General features: G+C 59.5%; 15 protein-coding genes and 7 pseudogenes. 9 read left to right on the top strand and 13 right to left on the bottom strand.

The features are described 5' to 3' along the window. Window positions 1–38 precede the first annotated feature (38 nt). Window positions 39–395, top strand: a pseudogene (locus CEP50_RS18475) (inositol monophosphatase family protein); the annotation flags it as partial. Window positions 396–794: 399 nt separating this feature from the next. On the opposite strand, the pseudogene CEP50_RS18470 reads toward CEP50_RS18475, so the two are convergent. Next, window positions 795–1,157, bottom strand: a pseudogene (locus CEP50_RS18470) (IS30 family transposase); the annotation flags it as partial. A gap of 77 nt (window positions 1,158–1,234) precedes the next feature. On the opposite strand from CEP50_RS18470, the pseudogene CEP50_RS18465 reads away from it, so the two are divergent. Next, window positions 1,235–2,034, top strand: a pseudogene (locus CEP50_RS18465) (IS5 family transposase). Here CEP50_RS18465 and CEP50_RS20945 read toward each other — a convergent pair. The 8 genes and pseudogenes from CEP50_RS20945 to CEP50_RS18430 all read right to left on the bottom strand — a co-directional run bounded on the left by CEP50_RS20945 (window position 1,997) and on the right by CEP50_RS18430 (window position 10,144). Next, complete coding sequence (locus CEP50_RS20945) at window positions 1,997–2,197, bottom strand: helix-turn-helix domain-containing protein (RefSeq protein WP_146134855.1); 201 nt, start codon at window positions 2,195–2,197, stop codon at window positions 1,997–1,999. The pseudogene CEP50_RS18465 and the gene CEP50_RS20945 sit on opposite strands and share 38 nt — an antisense overlap. A 76-nt stretch (window positions 2,198–2,273) precedes the next feature. After that, window positions 2,274–3,614, bottom strand: a complete 1,341-nt coding sequence (locus tag CEP50_RS18455; RefSeq protein ID WP_146134854.1) for an MFS transporter — start codon at window positions 3,612–3,614, stop codon at window positions 2,274–2,276. Beyond that, window positions 3,556–4,290, bottom strand: coding sequence for a sugar phosphate nucleotidyltransferase (locus CEP50_RS18450; protein ID WP_181188448.1), 735 nt, complete (start codon window positions 4,288–4,290; stop codon window positions 3,556–3,558). The genes CEP50_RS18455 and CEP50_RS18450 overlap by 59 nt, the downstream gene beginning before the upstream one ends. Further along, window positions 4,287–4,946, bottom strand: coding sequence for an ATP phosphoribosyltransferase (gene hisG / locus CEP50_RS18445; protein ID WP_106115194.1), 660 nt, complete (start codon window positions 4,944–4,946; stop codon window positions 4,287–4,289). Before hisG ends, CEP50_RS18450 begins: the two co-directional genes overlap by 4 nt. Further along, a complete protein-coding gene (locus tag CEP50_RS19965; protein WP_146134853.1) occupies window positions 4,936–6,660 on the bottom strand; it encodes a hypothetical protein in 1,725 nt (574 codons plus the stop codon). Before CEP50_RS19965 ends, hisG begins: the two co-directional genes overlap by 11 nt. Before the next feature lie 35 nt (window positions 6,661–6,695). Further along, the gene (locus CEP50_RS18440; protein ID WP_146134852.1) at window positions 6,696–7,856 is read right to left on the bottom strand and encodes a DUF1152 domain-containing protein; all 1,161 of its coding nucleotides are present in this window, start codon (window positions 7,854–7,856) and stop codon (window positions 6,696–6,698) included. Window positions 7,857–8,388: 532 nt separating this feature from the next. Beyond that, a protein-coding gene (locus tag CEP50_RS18435; RefSeq protein ID WP_106115193.1) for an IS5 family transposase occupies window positions 8,389–9,188 on the bottom strand; the annotation gives its coding sequence in 2 pieces (ribosomal slippage) (window positions 8,389–8,855 and window positions 8,855–9,188; 801 coding nt in all). Window positions 9,189–9,356: 168 nt separating this feature from the next. After that, window positions 9,357–10,144, bottom strand: a pseudogene (locus tag CEP50_RS18430) (IS5 family transposase). A 213-nt stretch (window positions 10,145–10,357) separates the two neighbouring features. On the opposite strand from CEP50_RS18430, the gene CEP50_RS20940 reads away from it, so the two are divergent. The 4 genes and pseudogenes from CEP50_RS20940 to CEP50_RS18410 all read left to right on the top strand — a co-directional run bounded on the left by CEP50_RS20940 (window position 10,358) and on the right by CEP50_RS18410 (window position 13,520). Continuing rightward, window positions 10,358–10,891, top strand: coding sequence for a DUF6879 family protein (locus CEP50_RS20940; protein ID WP_092603463.1), 534 nt, complete (start codon window positions 10,358–10,360; stop codon window positions 10,889–10,891). A 58-nt stretch (window positions 10,892–10,949) separates the two neighbouring features. Continuing rightward, a pseudogene (locus CEP50_RS20935) lies at window positions 10,950–11,108 on the top strand (helix-turn-helix domain-containing protein); the annotation flags it as partial. 9 nt (window positions 11,109–11,117) lie between these two features. After that, a complete protein-coding gene (locus tag CEP50_RS18415) occupies window positions 11,118–11,762 on the top strand; it encodes a DUF5753 domain-containing protein (protein ID WP_219905556.1) in 645 nt (214 codons plus the stop codon). Between the two features lie 760 nt (window positions 11,763–12,522). Further along, a pseudogene (locus CEP50_RS18410) lies at window positions 12,523–13,520 on the top strand (IS481 family transposase). Here CEP50_RS18410 and CEP50_RS18405 read toward each other — a convergent pair. Both CEP50_RS18405 and CEP50_RS18400 read right to left on the bottom strand, forming a co-directional pair. Continuing rightward, window positions 13,517–13,951 (bottom strand): hypothetical protein, encoded by a 435-nt coding sequence (locus tag CEP50_RS18405; protein ID WP_146134850.1) that lies wholly within the window; start codon window positions 13,949–13,951, stop codon window positions 13,517–13,519. The pseudogene CEP50_RS18410 and the gene CEP50_RS18405 sit on opposite strands and share 4 nt — an antisense overlap. Then, complete coding sequence (locus CEP50_RS18400) at window positions 13,948–14,196, bottom strand: hypothetical protein (RefSeq protein ID WP_106115189.1); 249 nt, start codon at window positions 14,194–14,196, stop codon at window positions 13,948–13,950. Before CEP50_RS18400 ends, CEP50_RS18405 begins: the two co-directional genes overlap by 4 nt. A gap of 375 nt (window positions 14,197–14,571) precedes the next feature. Between CEP50_RS18400 and CEP50_RS18390 the strand changes: the two genes are divergently transcribed. From CEP50_RS18390 to CEP50_RS18380, 3 genes are all read left to right on the top strand, one after another. Then, complete coding sequence (locus CEP50_RS18390) at window positions 14,572–15,432, top strand: helix-turn-helix domain-containing protein (protein WP_106115197.1); 861 nt, start codon at window positions 14,572–14,574, stop codon at window positions 15,430–15,432. Then, entirely contained in the window at window positions 15,429–15,617 is a 189-nt protein-coding gene (locus CEP50_RS18385; RefSeq protein ID WP_106115187.1) for a DUF397 domain-containing protein, read from the top strand. The genes CEP50_RS18390 and CEP50_RS18385 overlap by 4 nt, the downstream gene beginning before the upstream one ends. Before the next feature lie 260 nt (window positions 15,618–15,877). Continuing rightward, window positions 15,878–16,345, top strand: a complete 468-nt coding sequence (locus tag CEP50_RS18380; RefSeq protein WP_106115186.1) for a hypothetical protein — start codon at window positions 15,878–15,880, stop codon at window positions 16,343–16,345. 636 nt (window positions 16,346–16,981) lie between these two features. Here the strand turns inward: CEP50_RS18380 and CEP50_RS20930 are convergent. Further along, a pseudogene (locus tag CEP50_RS20930) lies at window positions 16,982–17,239 on the bottom strand (hypothetical protein); the annotation flags it as partial. Further along, window positions 17,236–18,298: TNT domain-containing protein (locus CEP50_RS18370; protein WP_219905555.1), on the bottom strand; the 1,063-nt coding region annotated here is incomplete at its 5' end. The pseudogene CEP50_RS20930 and the gene CEP50_RS18370, both read right to left, overlap by 4 nt.

Below are 18,298 nucleotides of genomic sequence, written 5' to 3'. Positions count from 1 at the left end.
TCGTCGGCAGCGTCAGATGTTTATAAGAGACAGAGGCGGAGCGGATCTCGGTGTCCGGGGTGACCGAGCTGGCCGACGCCTACCTCTCCACCACCCATCTGGGCAGCTGGGCCGAGCAGGGGCGACGCGCGGACTACCTGCGGCTGGTGGACAGCTGCTGGGAGAACCGCGCCTTCGGCGACTTCTGGCAGCACTGCCTGGTGGCCGAGGGGGTGATCGACCTGGCCGTCGAGCCGGTCGTCAACCCCTGGGACCTCGCCGCCGTGCAGATCCTCGTGGAGGAGGCCGGGGGCGGGTTCACCGACCTGACGGGCGAGCGGCGCTTCGACGGCGGCAACGCGCTGAGCTCCAACGGCGCGCTGCACCGGGCGGCGCTGCGCGCGTTGGACGGCTGAGGGGCTGACTGGGGGCTGGCCGACTGGTTGCCGGGGTGTGACGGGCCGCTGATCGGCGGTGCCGCGCTGTGCTCTGTCGGGAGCGCTGGTTGCTCCGGGGAGCGCGGTGCGTTGGGCACACGTGGTGCACGGCATGCGGGCTGCTGGAGCGGCGAGGCGCCGCCGGGTAGCGCTCGCTGTTCCCGGGGACGAGCACCACCCGCGCGCCGATGGCCGCGTGATTCGGCGGCTTTCCCCGCGTGCGCGGGGCCTACATCTGGCCCGCCCGACCGGGAACCACCGGAGAGGGTCCATCCCCGCGCGTGCGGGGCCTGCTACACCAAAATGTCGTTGCCGGTGGCGACGGAAGGTCCATCCCCGCGCGTGGCGGATTCGTGGGGTCGTTGCAACGGTGGTTGGTTATTTGCTGGTCAGTAGTGTAGTCCATCGGTATTTGGGGGTGTCCCAGTTGAGGGTTTTGCGGGGTCGGGTGTTGAGTTCGCGAGCGATGTCGGTGAGCTGGGTTTGCTGCCGGGGAAGATCGGTGCCTTTCGGGAAGTATTGGCGCAGCAGCCGGTTGGTGTTTTCGTTGCTGCCGCGTTGCCACGGGCTGGCCGCATCGCAGAAAAACACCGGGATGCCGGTACGAGCAGTGAACTCCTCGTGGTAGGCCAGCTCGCTGCTCTGATCCCAGGTCAACGTCCGGGTGAGATGACGAGGAACGCGGGCTAGACCGCGCCGCAACGCCGTGTTGACATGCTGGGGCGTTTGTCCCCACGGCAAAGCCACCGGGCGTGTTTACTGGTTTGTGTAAGAGCCCCTAACACGTTGGTGATACTGGGCTGGGATGATCGTGGTTGATGGCTGTGCCGTGGGTGGTCTCGGACGAGTTGTGGGAGCGGATTGAGCCGTTGTTGCCGGTGCGTCCGGCGAGTCGGACGGGTCCGAAGCCGTTGCTGGATCGGCAGGTGTCGCGGGGGCATCCTGTTCGTGCTGATCACCGGCATCGGGTGGGAAGACCTGCCGCAGGAGCTGGGGTTCGGATCGGGGATGACGTGCTGGCGGCGCCTGCGGGACTGGCAGGAGGCAGGGGTTGTCGAGCGGCTCCATGAGGTGTTGCTGGCCGAGCTCAACGCCGCTGGGCAGATCGACTGGTCGCGGGCGTGTGTGGACGCCTCGCACGTTCGCGCCAAAAAGGGGCCCCGAGACAGGGCCGAGCCCCGTCGACCGGAGCAAGACCGGCTCGAAGCACCACCTGATCTGCGAGGGCGGCGGCATTCCGCTGGCCGTCACGCTCACCGGTGGCAACCGCAACGACATCACCCAACTGTTGCCGCTGGTCGAGAAAATCCCGCCCGTACGCGGCCGTCGTGGACGGCCCCGCCGCAAGCCCGAGGTCCTCGTCGCTGACCGCGGCTACGACCACGACACGTACCGACATCTGCTGCGGCAACGAGGGATCCGTCCGTTGATCAGCCGTCGTGGTACCCGGGACACGAACCAAGCCGTGCGCTGGGTCGTCGAACAAACCCTGGCTCTGCTACACCAGTTCCGACGCCTGGCCACCCGGTGGGAACGCCGCACCGACATCCACCACGGATTCCTGACCCTGGCCACCAGCCTCATCTGCTGGCGCCGACTCCCACACCGAATGCGTTAGGGGCTCTTAGGAGCTCGTTGCCACCGTTGCGGGCTATCTCCCGTGGGATGACCGACGGATGTCGTCCGAGCTCCGCTGCGATGCACCGATGCGACACCTCACGCGCGATTCCACGGGACATGATGTCCCGCTCGTCGAATGGAAGTGGCTTGCCATGCGCCACGCAGACCACCTTTCACGACAGGCTGCTTGATTATCCCACATGACGCACTGACCACTGGAGCTGACCCCTTCATAGATCATCTCTCACTTGCCACCTCTTCCGAACATTTCTTTTTATCATTTTCGTCCTCCATACTTCCTAGACGACGCACAGATGAATCAACAAGGAGAGGAAAAGTGGTTACAATACAAACGATAGCGGCAATGGAAAGAACTATTGTGTTTCCATGAATTTCCGCCCAAGCGCCAGCAAACGTGTACCCGATAGGCATAAGACACGCGCTACCCAGCATCTCAAACGATGTAACCCTTCCAAGCATTTCTTTTGGAATTTCTCTATGAATAGCAGTGTTCCACATAACTCCATAAACTTCCAACCCTATGCCAGCCAGAAAATGTGCCAATATAAGCACTAACGCAGGTACAGGAAGTAGCATGGCAGCCATAATCAAACTGAATGTGGAAACACCTATAATAGCCGGAACCCCAGGTATTGATATTCTGATCTTACTCGATACCACCGCTCCGACAATTGCTCCCACAGCGTACAAGCTCATACTGGTTGCATATGGAAATGATGAATTATATCGATCGAGCGCCACTGAAGGAAGCAAAACCAGCCAGGGAGCGACCGAAGCGGGTTTCTGGATCAAACCTGCGGCAAAACATAAACCCAACCAACGACGTCGCACTATAACAAGTGCACCATCTTTTATGTTCCGTAATCCAACTTTTCCATTACCGCTAGGAGAAACAGGCAACCTGACGAAAAGAAGAGTCAGGGCACTAATTCCAAAAGTAACAACATCGAACCACAGGGCTCCTATAGGGGATACAGAAGCCACAAGTGCTCCTCCCAGAGCCGGTCCAATCGTTGCGGCGGTACGACTCACTAGAGATCCCCATGCATTGGCCTGCTGCAAGAGATCATCTGGTAAAATATGAGGGTATATCCCTCGAAATGCTGGCCGAAAGAAAGCCTCTCCCAGACCGAACACCAACATCATAATACTGATAAACGCCGCAGAATAATCATACATAAGAAGGTATATGATTGCTATCACGGCTAAAGCACGAATGATATCGGATCCGACCATAACCCGATTTCTCGAGAAACGGTCTGCGACGATACCTCCTATAAGCAGAGCAAATCCCATCGCTATACTACGAGCGGCAAGGATACTCCCGACAGCCGCAACACCGTCACCCCGTTGTAATAAAGCCAATGACACGGCTACTGGCAATACTCCATCACCGATGGCACTCACCAGTTGTCCACCGGCCACTAAAGTGAAATCTCGGTATCTTAACGCGTCAAAAAAACCGGATCTATTTCTTGTGTAAGTAACATTTTTATTCTTACTCATCAACGCCCCAAAAATCATCTTTCCAGAATTTTCTATATCGCCATAGCTCACCTGCGTCTACATATGGACCGGGCCACTCCACTGCAACAACTGTGTATTTCTCATCTAATAATTTCCTGATGAAATCTGACAAATTATCAGCCGCAATATCACCATTGATAATACAGGGCACCAATTTAGGAGGAATCGCTATCCTTCCTGCGATGCGACGATATTCTCTATTCTGGCGAAGGTGAGTTGCGGTGTCATAAGTTTCACTCAAACCGTCCAGGCGCACTGGCCGCAATTTTGGTGCATCCCGATTCAAAAGGATAACTGTAGCGCATTCCTTTTTTGCTGTTATATCACACATGAATTTGGTCACTGAAGAAGGAACAATCTCATCGCAGTGCGCAGCCAAAATTGGCCTTCCCATGTGGAGATCGCATTCCGCAAGATCACGGAAAGGAGAGGAATCCCCTTCAGAAGAAAAAGATTCTATTACCGTGTTTTTATACAAAGAAATTCGCGAAGAGACATTCTCCATATGTTTACGTATCAACTGTGATTTTCCGTGACCAATAACGAGACGCGCAGTTTCAGCCCCAGACTCGGTAACTTCACGAAACACGTGATGCAGAAGTGGTTCATCCCCGAAAGGTAGGAGCGGTTTAGGCACTACTGCCGTTAGCGGTTGCATCCGCTGTCCAGCCCCACCAGCAAATAATACAGCTTCGAAATTTTTCATGATATCAAGCGCATAATAACTGGCCCGATGTCCTTGTCTTCTTGACGCCATCCAGGACGAGCAAAAATTCTTCCAGAACTTTTAAGTATGGGCTCTAGAAGACACAGACCATTGGCTTTAGCGGTCTCTCCAGTCATGTAAGCATCGACGATAATATCGACAATATTTGCTTGCGCATATAATTCAGCAGCACCACTAACTTCGAATAAAGAGCAGTTAGGAACATCTTGATTTTCAAAGAATCTGCAAGCAATTCCAGGATATTGAGTCGCAACAGAAATACTTTTATTTTGTCTCCATCTCTCTTTTTCCTTCACCCCTACTATTCCTATAGTACATTGTTGAAATCCAGTATCATATATTTCTTCTAATTCAACTCCAGAATCGACAACATAATCATATCCGGTGAGGATTATATCCGCCATGCCACGTTCTGCGAGTTTGGGGAGATCGTATGAACGAGCACAAATAACCACCATGTCCTCTGATTCGAATAATAATCCACGATGTTCGCTATTCACATCAAGCAAAGGACCTATGAGGGTAACGACTTCCGCGAGAAGTCTTCCGGAGTTGGGAACACCAAAAACCACCCTCGTCTCTTTTTCTAATTTTCCAAGATGATGAAAATCTTCTACTGTACACTTAGTTAACATTTCCACTCCTTGTTTCTCTGTTTATCGGGAATATGCACCGATAAAAATCTATTCCACCATCAGCAATAACAACCAGACGTACAGAAGAAATATCACTTCCGGCATCCGCAGGAAGCGGGAAAGTAATTTCAGTTGGTGCGTCTGGCAACATGTTGTTAATCTCTACTAAAGGTTCAGGATCACGTTTGGTTTTATCGCGAAGCTGCAGAAGAGATGCCTGTGTCAGATTTGATAACCATGGAAGTGGCTGCAATTCGAACTCGACTTTTTCCCCGGCAACTCCTCCACGCGTTTTCCGTAATGGAGCCTGTTTGTCAACTATCTCGGAAAAGGTAAGAGGTGGTAATGGGGCACGATGGCCAGCAAGACCACAGGCAGCACAGTCAAGCTGAACCCTCGTAGGGGTACCAGCATCAGGGTCTGGAGTCAACGACAGTGAGGTCCGATGATGCATATCACTGCAGTGTGGACAAAAACCGTCGCTAGGACGTCGATTTCCTTGATGCAGCCAGAGGGAAAGCGCAGGTTGAAGCATATCTCCGACAGAAGCCCCAGGATGGGATTCAGTGAGAAGTCCTCCTTTCAACAGATCAAACATCGACTGACGCCATGAAGAATGGATACTCTCGAGTCGTTCTCGAAGACTCTGCGTCAGGTATCCAAGCATCTGTTCGTGCGCCAATGCTGCCCAAGCGGTCTCATTGAGTTTAATACGTTCTTCTCTGGCACTATGCAGTAAATCAATCAAATGATGTTCTTTTCCCAAACTTTTCTTAACAATAAAATCGATAGCACGTTCAATACGTTCCGTATCTTGCAACCTCGATATAATCCCTCCGGTTCCCAGGTTTCTAGAATGTTTCAACAATTTCTGATAAGAATAATTAGGAAATTTCGATTTGGATTGTTCTTTATCTTTGCGACTGAAGGAAATATTTAAAAAACCTTCCGGATTTCCCAGAAGGACTAACGCTCCTTTTTTGTCAAAATCTCTCTCAGAATTTACTCGTAGTACAGCCTCTCCAACATTGTATCCATCAGCAATCAGAGCAATCAGATGCTCGATCTCATCATAACTTTGTGATGTCTGTCGCGTAGTTCCAATCACGTAACGAGCGGCCTTCGTCGACCAAGCGGAAAAAGCAAGACTGAGATCGCTAGGATATAATTGTCTCGCTAGTAACATACTAGTACAAGAGAATAATACCAAGAGTTCACACTCTAGATCGCTGGTACGAAAAACCGAAGGTATCTCTCTTGCTTTCTTGCACTGATCATAAGAGCAACCGTCTACGATTTTTCCGGAGTTTCCTTTTTCAGTATCACCGACCAAACCGCACAACACACTTTGTCCTAAGTTGAGGTGCATACCGTCCCCATGTCCCAAGATTCCGATAACACCCCAGCGTTTAGTAATCTCTTTCTCCGGAAGAGCAGATACCTCCTCGCCTGATATTGATATCTTTTTATCTACAGCAGACACAATCAGTGTTTTGTTGCTTACTACATGATCTTCCGGCTCATCACGTTTTTTAAGCGGTTCGACCCCAAGAGAGACATTATTATTTGCCGCTGCATAATATAATCTTTCCAATCGATCAAGAGTTAGTTGCTCGGTATCCGCGCGAACGAGTATACTCTTTTCACCACTTTGATAAGCTGAAGAAATGACGGTTTCTTCTTCTTGGGCGCCAAGTTCCACAGTAATTGACATACTTTCCTACACTCGATACGTTATATTTGATTATTCTATTCCTTCTCTTCGCCACTGAAACAGTTTTTCGACATGTGCCGAAATGTATCAAGATGAAGTATAGGCTTTAAATAATCATTCTCAAGCACACTTCTTAATATCTTATCCAGAGAATCTAATCCAGATTTTTTATTCGCTCCAAGAATCTCTCCAATTCTGCGCAGTGAAATATGGGTGGCGCTCGTATTGACTGAATCAAAGATGGCTTCGGCATCGAGTTTAGATATAGTTTTAATCAGTCTACTTTTTCGATTTATGTCATATTTTCTTTCCTTGGAAAGTTCTGATGTACATCCGAACCTCACGAGTGCAGAGTCCACATCGATAAAATTTTTACTTCCACGAATAGAATCAACCATCCTGTTACGGGCAGCTACTTTATTAGTCCGATAATTTGTAGCTATCGCGCATTTTTCGTCTAAGCGTACTGGATCGATTCCTGATTTGATATCGACAGCTCCATGCACTCCTCCAACCGCTAAGAGTGTCATCAGGCTAGCCTCGCTAGGAAACCAAGACAGCTTGCTGTAGGTTCGACCAGCTATATGGTCCGGAAGTAATTCTTCGGAATAGGGAGCTAATTCCTTCTTTGCGGAAGCCAACTCTGTACTTGTCAACTCCCCATCAAGACCGGATCCTATAACCGTCACGAGCGAAGGCATACCACTCTCAACACAAGCTGCTAAGAGCAGCGTATCAATCGCTGGACTCCTCAAACCAGGTTCCCTGCCGCTGGCGATGACATCGCCGCCCGTATCAACGAGATAAACGACGTCGATGCTATAGGCTATGCATAGATCACTAATCTGTCTTGCTACTCCCGTACTTCCCAGGGTAGCATCAAGATAGAATACAGGTATTCCTGTTTCCTCTACCAATTGAGGAAGAGGTGACCAACCTCCTGGTATAAAACTTTTTCCACTAATTAGTCTTCTTTCTGATTCCTTGGCTAGTCCGAATATGTCATTCATTCCTCGAGGACCGACATGAGGATCAAGACTCGCTCGCTCCCACACAACGGAGGAGAACAAAGCCGAATCATTGCGTGCTTCTGAAAGAGCTATGGCAGAAATCAGATCGCCCGATCCACCGGAAGCTATGTAAAGACTAATGTTCATAATCAGGAGAAAAGTAGGGTGGCGGTCATCGACCGCCACCCACGGAGTTTGACTTTGTGTTTACCAGCTCATGGCGTCCTTAACCTGCGGCAGGTTGTCGACGTCCATCTGGTCAATTTCGTTACGGTTCATTATATATCTCCTGTAAAATTAAATGACAGGTAAAAAGTCCATTAATTTGGACTTATTTAGAAGTCTGGCAGATGCCAAACTGCGTGTCAAGTGCCCCTCATCTGTTCCATATTTCGGAATGCTCTTGTTGACGTCCCGGAACAGGTACTGCTATGCGTTCCGTTCAATTGTTCGCCTACCAAAAATCCAGTAGCATAAAGTATCGGACCGCCCCCCACCCCCCTCCCCCCCACACACAGCAACCAACACGCCCTGGGTAAGGAGGAGGTGTTTGGATGCTGCCCGCAGATTATGAACGCAGTGTGTCATGGAGCTTTCTCGATATGCAGTGAGACTGGCTAGAGTAACGATTTCGTGAAAGTATTGCCCCAATATCGAAGAATTCCTCTCATCTGCAATACGCATAGGAGTGGGGAACACCACATCTACCTTAGAGCTCCTAACATATTGCGTTCGGGAGACGGCGCCAGCAGATGAGGCTGGTGGCCAGGGCGAGGAAGCCGTGATGGATGTCAGCACGACGTTCCCAGCGGATGGCCCGACGTCGAAACTGATGCAGCAGGGCCAAGGTTTGTTCGACAACCCAGCGCACGGCCTGGTTGGTGTCGCGGGTTTTGCGCTGGCTGATGAATGGTTGGAGGCCGCGTTGGCGCAGGTGAGCACGGTAGGTATTGTGATCGTAGCCGCAGTCGGCGACGAGGGCATTGGGCTTGCGCCGGGGCCGTCCGCGTCGCCCGCGCACGGGCGGGATCGCCTCGATCAGCGGCAGAAGCTGGGTGATGTCGGTGCGATTGCCACCGGTGAGCATCGTCGCCAGTGGAATGCCTCCGCCATCGGTGATCACGTGGTGCTTCGAGCCTGTTGTGCCTCGATACACCGGGCTTGGCCCCGTCTGGAGACCCCCTTTATGGCGCGAACATGGGAGGAATCCGCAATCGCCCGGGACCAGTCGATCTGCCCGGCCGCATTCAGTTCGGCCAGCAACACCGCCTGCAGCCGGTCGAACACACCGCAGGCCTGCCAGTCCCGCAACCGTCGCCAACACGTCATCCCCGAACCGAAGCCCAACTCCTGGGGAAGGTCTTCCCAGCCGATGCCCCTATAGAGCACGAACAGGACCCCTTGCAGCACTCGGCGATCCGGCAACGGCGTCGGACCCGTCCGACTCGCCGGACGCACCGGCAACAACGGCTCGATACGTCCCCACAGCTCATCGGACACGATCCACGGCACAGCCACACCAAGATCACTCACGAGAGATCACCAATGCGTTAGGAGCTCTAAGTATCAGCAAAGCTCCAGTGAGGAGAGGTCATGCAACTGAGGTTCTTGGGCACGACCAGCGGCAGCGATGCATGCCCCAACCTGTACGAGACGGATCGCGGCACCTAGAGCGTGACTGGTGGATCAGGTGCGGAGCCAGACGAGGATGCTGGCTAGGGTCAGGGTGGCGTGGAAGTAGTAGGCTTTCTTGTGGAAGCGGGTGGCGATGCCGCGCCATTGCTTGAGGCGGTTGATGCTGCGTTCGACGATGTTGCGTTGCCGGTAGACAGTGGGCTCGAAGGCGGGTGGGCGGCCTCCCGCCGAGCCTCGCCTGTGGCGGTGTCCGGCCTGGTCGGCTGGTTCCGGGATGGTGGCGGCGAGGCCGCGACGCCGTAGGTGGGCCCGGATTGCTCGTGAGGAGTAGGCCTTGTCGGCAATGATGCGCACCGGTCTGGTGCACGGGTGCCCACGCCCCGGGCGGGGAACTCGGATGGCCGCCAACAACGGCAGACACTGCGGAGCATCACCGGCTTGTCCCGGCGTGATCAGCAGACTCAGCGGACGGCCTCGTCCGTCGACAGCGAGGTGAATCGTGGTGCTCAGCCCTCCTCGGGACCGGCCTAGTGCTTGCGGGTGCCCCCTTTTGCTCCGGCGGCGTGCTGGTGGGCGCGCACCACGGTGGAATCCACACTGACCGTCCAGTCCACCTCACTGGCGGCATCGGCGGCCCGCTGCAGCTCGGTCAGGATCCGATCCCAGGTGCCGCTGGCGGCCCACCGGTAGAAACGAGACTGCACCGTCTGCCACGGACCGAACCGCTCCGGCAGGTCCCGCCACGGGCAGCTGGTGCGGTCTGTGACGATCATGCCCTCGACCACCTGCCGATGCTCCCGCCACCGACCACCCCGCTGCGGCGTGACCTGCGGCAACATCGGCTCCAACCGCTCCCACTCCCGATCGGACAACTCGCCATACGACACACCTGACCAACGACCACAAGACCCACCAGTCACGCCCTACGTCGTCCAGGGATACAAGATCACTGACTCCGAAGCACTGCGGACGCTGCACGAACGTGGCCTGCCGGAGACTGAGAGCGCCGTGGAGATCCCCAAAGCACTGCTGAGCTTTGCCGAGGAAGCGTGATGACGGAGTGCACGATAACCGGGCGTGACGAGCTACGGAGGTTGTTCACCAGGTTCCGAGACAGCGCGTTTCGGCTGGAAGTACACCGGCACTATCAAGGTTCGGACGGAGCGGAGCCGCTGCATCGGTTCCTCACCGGACAACCACCGGACGACACATGGATACACCCCTGGTTGGAAACGGTCAGAAGCCGAACCGAGCACGGTGCCCGTTTTCAACGGGTACGGGTACTGGCAGAACCCATGACTTCTTACCAGCTCTACGCGCGTGCTCTGGCACTGCGCTGCAACATCCCGGCCGGTGAGGACATCCGGACGCTATCGGAGTCCCGAGCCGGCGAACTCGAACTGCCTGGACATGACTTCTGGATGTTCGACGCGCGATGGGTAACGACGATGCACTTCGACGAAAGCGGGAACTTCACGGGCGCCGAGTTCATCACCGCCTCGGACACTGTCAGTCAGTATCGTGAGTGGGCTCGGATAGCGTGGCAACACTCCACGAGTTACGAGACGAGTCCGATGGGAACGTAGAAGGAGCACGAAGCGAGTGGCCACCTTCGACGAGCGGCGCGCATAGTTCGGCGAACGCCTACGCGGTTTCAGAGCGCAGACAGGGCTGAACGGACGCGACTTCTCCTACGCCCTCGGAGAGGGATGGACCCAATCCAAGGTCTCCAAACTGGAGACGGGAAGACAGACTGCCACCGACTCCGATGTCGTCGACTGGCTGCATGCCTGCGGAGCATCGGAGCCGGTTGTGCAGCGGGTTCTCGACGAGCTGCGTGAGTTGCGCGTCGAAGAGGTCACATGGCGCCGTCAACTTCGGGGCGGTCATCAGGGTCGCCAGTCCCAGATAGCTCGCCTCGAACAACACGCGACGAGGATTCGTGGTCTCAGCACAGCTCTCGTTCCCGGCCTGGTCCAGACGGCCAACTACGCACGGGCCGTCTTCACCACTCAATCGGACCTTCACGGCACTGAGCGTGATCCCGACGAGGCGGTACGCGAACGTCTTCGCAGACAGGAAGTCCTCTACGAACCGGATAAACGGATCGACATCCTGATCACGGAGTCAGCTCTGCTGCACTCCGTGGTCCCACCGGCTGACATGATCGCACAGCTGGACCGGCTGAACACCATCCTCGCGCTGCCGAACCTGCGGATGGGCATACTTCCGGCTGGGCGAACTCTGCCGCACACACCGATTCACGGATTCTGGATCCTCGACGACCACGTACTCGTCGAGAACATCACCGCGGAGCTCCGTATCACCGACCCGGACCAGATCGGCGTGTACGAGACGCTCGCCGACCAGCTCTGGTCCGCCGCCGACGTAGGGAACGACGCGAGCGCGATCCTGCAACGCCTTACCGAGCTCTATCGCGACAAGATCGAAGACTGAACAACCGAGACCTTCGCTCCGGTCGACATCCTGCAACGAACCACCCAGTTACGGCCGACGGCACCGGGCGGTTTTCGTAGCAGGATCAGGAGCAGCCCCTGACCTCTCGTCATGCGGGGCCCGCAGAACCAATGGCTGCACGACCGACCACAGCCAAGGCGCTGCGGTCGGTCCATCCCTGCGGTGCGCGGGGCCTACACACTCACTGCGCTGCGATTCTAGCGGCGCGGGAGCGCTGTGAGAACCACTTGGTTACTCCTCTTCGGACACAGAAGCTTTGATCGGACCGCTCCGGAACGCGGATCGTCGATGACTCCGATAGCGGTTTCCGCCATTGTGGGCTGCCGCATTGGAGTCCCCGCCCGGCCGGGTGGGAGCGGGAGGGAAGCCCGACCGGGCGGGGTTTCCGGCGGTGGTGCGTGCGTGTCGCAGGAGACATCGCCCGTCACTGTGGGTGCGGTGTGTCGGGACTGTCGCGCGAACTCGACGCCCTGCCACCACCGGAGTCGGCCCGGGGTGTTGTCTCGGCGAGTGTCGGAGGCTGGCCGAGACCACCAGCCCGGGCCGGTCTTCGCAGGTAAGTGATGAGCGGACCGCGAGAGACGGAAGATCGGAACAGTGCGTGCTGGTGGTGTCTAGATGTTGCGGGTCGGGAGGTTGTTGACGCTGGGGTGAGGCCGGGGCGAAGGGGGACGGGTCTTGCGGCGGCAGGATGAGAACCGCGAAGTCACTCGTCCGTCGAACCGCAAGGACCCGTCCCGTGTCACACAGTAACGCCCTGCTGTCCGTCGAGGGCCGTCGTCGTCTCGTCGCTCGGTGCCAACGTCGTCCGATCGCCCATGTCGCCGCTGAGATGGGGATGTCGCGGCAATGCGCCTGAAAAGTGGGTCAACCGCTACCGCCGGTTCGGCGAACTCGGCCTGGCCGACCGGCCGTCGACGCCGCACCGGCAGCCGACGGCCACATCCGGCCAGACCGTGACCCGCATCGAGTCACTGCGGCGGGCCCGCACGTGGTCAGCGAACCGGATCACGATGGATCTGCGGGCCGACGGGGTGCGCATCACTCGCCGCACGGTTACCCGCCAGCTGCGCCGCTTGGGCCTTCCACGTCGTCGTTTCATCGACCCCACCGGCGCCTCCAACCGCAAGCCCCGGCGGATCAGCGCCCGCCGTCCCGGGCACATGGTCCATCTCGACGTGAAGAAAGTCGGCCGCATCCGGCGACGGCGGCGGCTGGCGGGCCCACGGCCGCGGCAGCGACCAGGCCAAGACCGTCGAACGCCGCAAGGCCGCCGGTGCCCGGGCCGGATATGTCTACCTGCACTCGGCGGTCGATGGCTACTCGCGGCTGGCCTACACCGAGGCGCTCCCGGACGAGAAAGCCAGCACGGCGATCGCGGTCACCCACCGGGCACGCGCGTTCTTCGCCGCGCACGGCATCACCCACATCCAGCGGATCGTGACCGACAACGGGGCGTGCTACCGCGCCAGCGACGTCGCCACCGTGCTGCGCGGAGCCCGACACCAACGCATCACCCCCTACACACCCCGACACAACGGGACAGTCGAGCGCTACAACCGGATCCTGACCGAGGAGTTCCCCTACACCCGCTCCAGCGAACAGCAACGCGCCCAGGCTCTACACGTGTGGAACATCCACTACAACTACCATCGACCGCACACTGCCGCCGGAAACCAGCCACCCGCCTCCCAGCTCCACACCGGCGTCACCAACCTCCAGGCCTCATACATCTAGAGCCGGTGCAGCCCGTCGAGGACGCGGCGCATGAATGCCAGCTCGGCAGGGTCGGCTCCCACTGCGGCACCGGCCGAGGCAGTCGAAGCGGCGGGAGTCGTGTCAGCAGTGCTCGGGCCAGTGGGCTGCGACACGACCGATGGGGACTCCGCTGTCAGTGGCCATGTCGGGATCACCGGGGCCGGTGGTCCCAGCCGGAACAGGTGGGGCTGCTCGTCCGGATCGCAGAGTGGCCAGCCGATCAACTCGACGGTCGGGTACTCGGCCCGGGCGTAGTGCTCCAACCTGAGTGCGGCCAACCGGCGCGCGGCCGGGCCACTGCCGCCCGCGTGGCGCGGCCGGTAGCTGGCCCGATGGCCCCAGCCGCCCAGCACGATCACGGCCCCGGCCAGCACGATCGCGGTGGCCAGCAGCACCGGCGGCACACTCATTCCGCCTCACCCCGCCCACCCAGCTCGTCGGGATCGATCGAACCCGACTCCGGCGGCTGCCCACCGCTGAAGGCGAGCCCGGCCGCGTAGTCCCGCAGCTCATCCGACAGCCGCTGCAACACCCCGGCCAGTTCCGCGCACTGCCTCGGGGTCGCCTGCCGCGCCGGGATGTCGTAGGAGGCCTGCTCCAGCTTCCACTGCTCATGGGCCAACCACATCCCCAACCTGCCCGCATAACTGGTCACCGCGACCCACCCCCAGCACACCGCACCGCCGCATCCAACACATCCCGCAACACACGAGCCTGCCCCACCGTCCACACCGTCCGGTTGAACACCGTCGGCGTCTCGATCCGAACCAACCCCGGCGACCACCGCGAGATCCACACCAACAACGACGACGACCCCGACTCATCCCGACACCACACCCGCACACCCGGATACGACACGTCATAGCTCTCCGACACGACACGAACTCCTCTCTAAATATTCCCTGGAACCACCAACTGGTTCCGAGAACCAGTTGGTGTGTTGAGAACCACGATGTCTGTCCGGCGTCGCGGTGCGCAATCCCTCTTCTGGGGAATGTTCGAGCAAAAACCGCTGGATAGGATGTGGTTCATGTCCAGAACCACGCAGGCGAATCCACGAGCTCGTGCTCTTGGTGCTGAACTGCGACAACTGCGTGAGGAAGCCAAGCTGGGTGTTCGTGAGTTGGGACGTCGGCTCGGGATCGGCCACACCACCGTGTGGCGTTACGAGTCCGGCACCAAACCGCCGTCTCCCGAGGACACGGCCAGTTTGCTTACCGCGCTCGGTGTTACCGGAGCCGAGCGGGAACGCATCATCGAGATGTCGCGCAGCGTGCGTGAACCGAACTGGCTCTCCTCCGGTGTGCCTGGGATGCGTGAAGAGCTGGCGACACTCATCGACTTCGAGCGTTCAGCAACACACATCACCGAAATGTGCACCCTGGTGATCTCCGGCCTGCTTCAAACCGGTGACTACGCCCGCGCGGTGATGGCCACCGTGCCCTCCGAACAGGTTGAGACGAGACTCGCGTTCAGACTCAGCAGACGCGAAGTCCTAGAACGGGAGAACGCTCCACACTTCGTCGCGATCATCGCCGAGGCGGCTCTCTGGGAGAAACTCGGTGGCGCCTCGGTCATGGCCGAGCAGCTTCGCTACCTGCTGAAGATGGCCGATCGTGGCAACGTGACCATCCAGGTGCTACCTGCCGGTGCCGACACGTGGCATCCGGCGCACGCCGGACCGTTCATCCTATTCGAGTTCGACGACCAACAGCCGATCGTGCACCTGGAGCACTACCGCACCTCGGCCTTTCTGCGGAAAGTCAAGGACGTCGCTGATTACCGTGCGGCAGCGGATAAGCTGCGACAACGTGCGATGTCTCCGGAAGCGTCGAAGGAATTCATTGCCCACCGAGTGGAAGCATTCGACAACGAGAACGGAGAACCATGACTGAGCCACGCGGATGGCGCAAATCCACATACACCCAGCAGGAAACCGCCTGCGTCGAGGTCGGCCGCATCAACGAGGGCGCGGCGGTGCGCGACACCAAGGACCGCTCGGCCGGATACTTCACCGCTGACCACCAGCAGTGGTCGGCGTTCATCAACGCGATCAAGACCAACCGCTTCGACTGAACCCCGCCAGCAACACAGCGCCTCCGGAACACTTCAACACACCGGAGGCGCTTTTACTGTCTACATCCAGCGCGTGCGGGGCCTACGCCCCGGACGCCGCGATCGACGTGGGCCGAAACGGTCCATCCCCGCGTGCGCGGCGGGGCCTACAACGACGCCGCTCCGAACGGAGCGGTTACAACCCGGCCTATCCCCGTGCGACAGGGGCCCACACTCACTGCGCTGGGATTCTATCGGCGCGGAAGCGCTGTGGGAACCACTTGATCACTGACCGCCTGTGCGCCCTCCTGGGCGAGTTGGACGACCACGGCCGCGTGCTCGGAAGACGGCAACCGCGAGACTGGCTGCAGGAGGTCGACGCCGAGCGCTCATGGGTGTTCGACCAAGCACCGGTGCGCGTCGCTCCGCCCCGGAACGTGGTCGGCCACGTCCAGATCTACCCACCGGCCGAGGCCCGCTGGGTCCGTAACCTCGCCGCACAGACCGGTCGGCAGGTCGGCGAGCTGCTGGTGATCGGGCGACTGTTCGTGAAACCGGCCAAGCACGACTACGGCATCGCGCGGTACCTGCTCAAGGAATCGGTGACCTACGCCGAAACGCGCGGGAGTCTGCCCGTGCTGGATCCCGCCGACCTCTCCTTCATCCCACCATCGCTGGATACGGAGCTCGGCTTCAAAGAGTTCCAGACAGATGACCACCCCCCGAGCCCCCTGGCTCGGGCAGAGTGACCCACGTGGTCTCCCCAACCATTCGCAGTCCTTGCACAAGACCCTCGCGCAGGCAACCAGAGTCCCTACATCCAACGGAACCCCCACCATCCCATCCCCGCCTCGATAATCGATCGGTCCGCGAGAAGGACAGTTGTCCCAGACCGAGTGACGTCCTGCCTGATCACCAGCCCAGCTACCTCAAACTCGTCCGATATTCGGCGAGCACTACCACGCCCCCGTCCAGGCTCCCGCCCGGCCGGGTGTGGGGTGGAGAGGGAGGCCCGGCCGGGCGAGGGCCCGGCGGTGGTGGTGCGTGCGTGTCGTGGGGAATCCCCGGGCGAGCCGGAGTGCTCAGCCGCCCGCCGTGTCCCGTTCCGTCCTGTCGAGGCCCCGGTCGGTTCCGGATACCTCCCCGGCGGAAGCCACGGTGTCGGATTCGGTGTCGGGCTCCGGGGCATCGCCGGACTCGTGCTCCGGGTGATGCCCGGCAGCGGGAGCAGCAGCGGGGTTGCCTGCCGCGGGACTCCCGGTTTCAGGAACCACGGCGTCGGGAGCGGCCGGGGTGTTGCCGGTGGCGGGGGTCGCCGGACCGCTGCCGGGATCGGCCGAGCCGCCGGGGATCGGAACTCCCCTGGGCGGCGTGCTGCCGGAATCGAGCGGACCGACCGCACCCCGCAGCGCCTGGGTCCAGGTCAACCGCCCGAACAGGTAGAAGCAGGCCACCCGCTCGTCCGAGAACCTCGCCCAGTCGTAGCGGTTGCCCTGCTCGCGCCAGAACACGTCCCAGACCGGCTGCCTCTCGGAGTCGTCCCGCAACAGGCACCAGGCGTCGTCGGTCTCCGCCCCGACGGAGACCACCCGCGACGGCACGCCCATCGCCTCCAGCCATCCGGCAACGGACTCGGTGTTCATCCGACCCCCCGATCCGACTCGTCCTCCTCCGGCCCGTGTTCCCGGTCCTCGACGCGGATCCGGAGGGTGTCACCCTCCGCGTGCCCCACGGCGGGATCCGGTTCCTCCCCGTCGAGTTCGGCCAGCAGGCCGCAGGCGAGCAGTTCGACGACAGGGTGCGTGGCACGGTAACGCACCCCCGCGCCGGGCTGTTCGAACCAGGCCACGGAAAGCACCCGCCACACCGGCAGCGGAGCCACCACCCGATAGCGCCGGTAGTCGCGACGCGCGAACTCGGGGGGAAGCGAACGCCGGGCGAAGAGCGTGCCCTCCGGAGCCAGCACCCTGCCGTACTCGTCCCCGATGCGGTCGAGCGTGGTTCCCGGTTCCAGCACGAGCGGAACCGCCTCGTCCGAGCCGTTCTCCGGGAAACCGTGCCGGGCGGGCCAGTCGTACGATACCGGTGTCCCCTCGGGAACGGACGGCAGGTACCGCAGTTCCCACTCGTACTCGCTCAGTCCCGAGTCCACACCGAACGGTTCGTAGCCCTCCAGCAGCTCCTCCGGAACCCCGGCCTCGGCCCCGGTTCCGCGCCCCGGCCGCGTCCGGTCGCCACGGGCGGAGAACACCGCCCGCCGGACCAGGTCCTCCCTCGGATGGTCCCCGACGGGGAAGCACGGCGGTCGCTGCTCGCGCTGTTCGGGGACAGCGGACCACTGTCTGTTCGGACGCTGGTGGGCCACCGGCATGTGTCCGATGGGGAACTGGTGCAGCACGAAGGCGACCACGGCGGACTCCCGCTCGTTGTCCCGCAGCGGACGCTGCCCACCCCCCTGCTGCGACGCGGGCGGCTGCTGGGGGCCGCCCGCCACCGGAGGTCCGGCGTACGGACCGACGCCCCCGCCGTGCACGGGATGCGCGGCCCCCGGTGGGAAACCGCGTGGGGGCTGCGGGGGGCCTGCCACCGCTGCCGGTGGGAAGGGAGCACGTCCTCCTCCCGGTGCCGCCCCGGCCACGCCGGGCTGCGGACGGGCGGGCCCGCCCGCGTGCGGCTGGTTCGGCGGAGGCGGGGGCGGTGCC

Origin of the sequence: Actinopolyspora mortivallis, from assembly GCF_003001495.1 — a bacterium.
Classification (GTDB): Bacteria; Actinomycetota; Actinomycetes; order Mycobacteriales; family Pseudonocardiaceae; genus Actinopolyspora; species Actinopolyspora mortivallis_A.
This window is presented reverse-complemented; position numbering and strand designations above follow the sequence as displayed.

What these genes read in the sequence shown, in the direction of transcription:
- CEP50_RS18450 (WP_181188448.1), bottom strand. Translation starts at nt 4,290, where the DNA reads ATGAAAAATTTCGAAGCTGTATTATTTGCTGGTGGGGCTGGACAGCGG.
- hisG (WP_106115194.1), bottom strand. Translation starts at nt 4,946, where the DNA reads ATGTTAACTAAGTGTACAGTAGAAGATTTTCATCATCTTGGAAAATTA.
- CEP50_RS19965 (WP_146134853.1), bottom strand. Translation starts at nt 6,660, where the DNA reads ATGTCAATTACTGTGGAACTTGGCGCCCAAGAAGAAGAAACCGTCATT.
- CEP50_RS20940 (WP_092603463.1), top strand. Translation starts at nt 10,358, where the DNA reads ATGACGGAGTGCACGATAACCGGGCGTGACGAGCTACGGAGGTTGTTC.
- CEP50_RS18405 (WP_146134850.1), bottom strand. Translation starts at nt 13,951, where the DNA reads ATGAGTGTGCCGCCGGTGCTGCTGGCCACCGCGATCGTGCTGGCCGGG.
- CEP50_RS18390 (WP_106115197.1), top strand. Translation starts at nt 14,572, where the DNA reads ATGTCCAGAACCACGCAGGCGAATCCACGAGCTCGTGCTCTTGGTGCT.
- CEP50_RS18385 (WP_106115187.1), top strand. Translation starts at nt 15,429, where the DNA reads ATGACTGAGCCACGCGGATGGCGCAAATCCACATACACCCAGCAGGAA.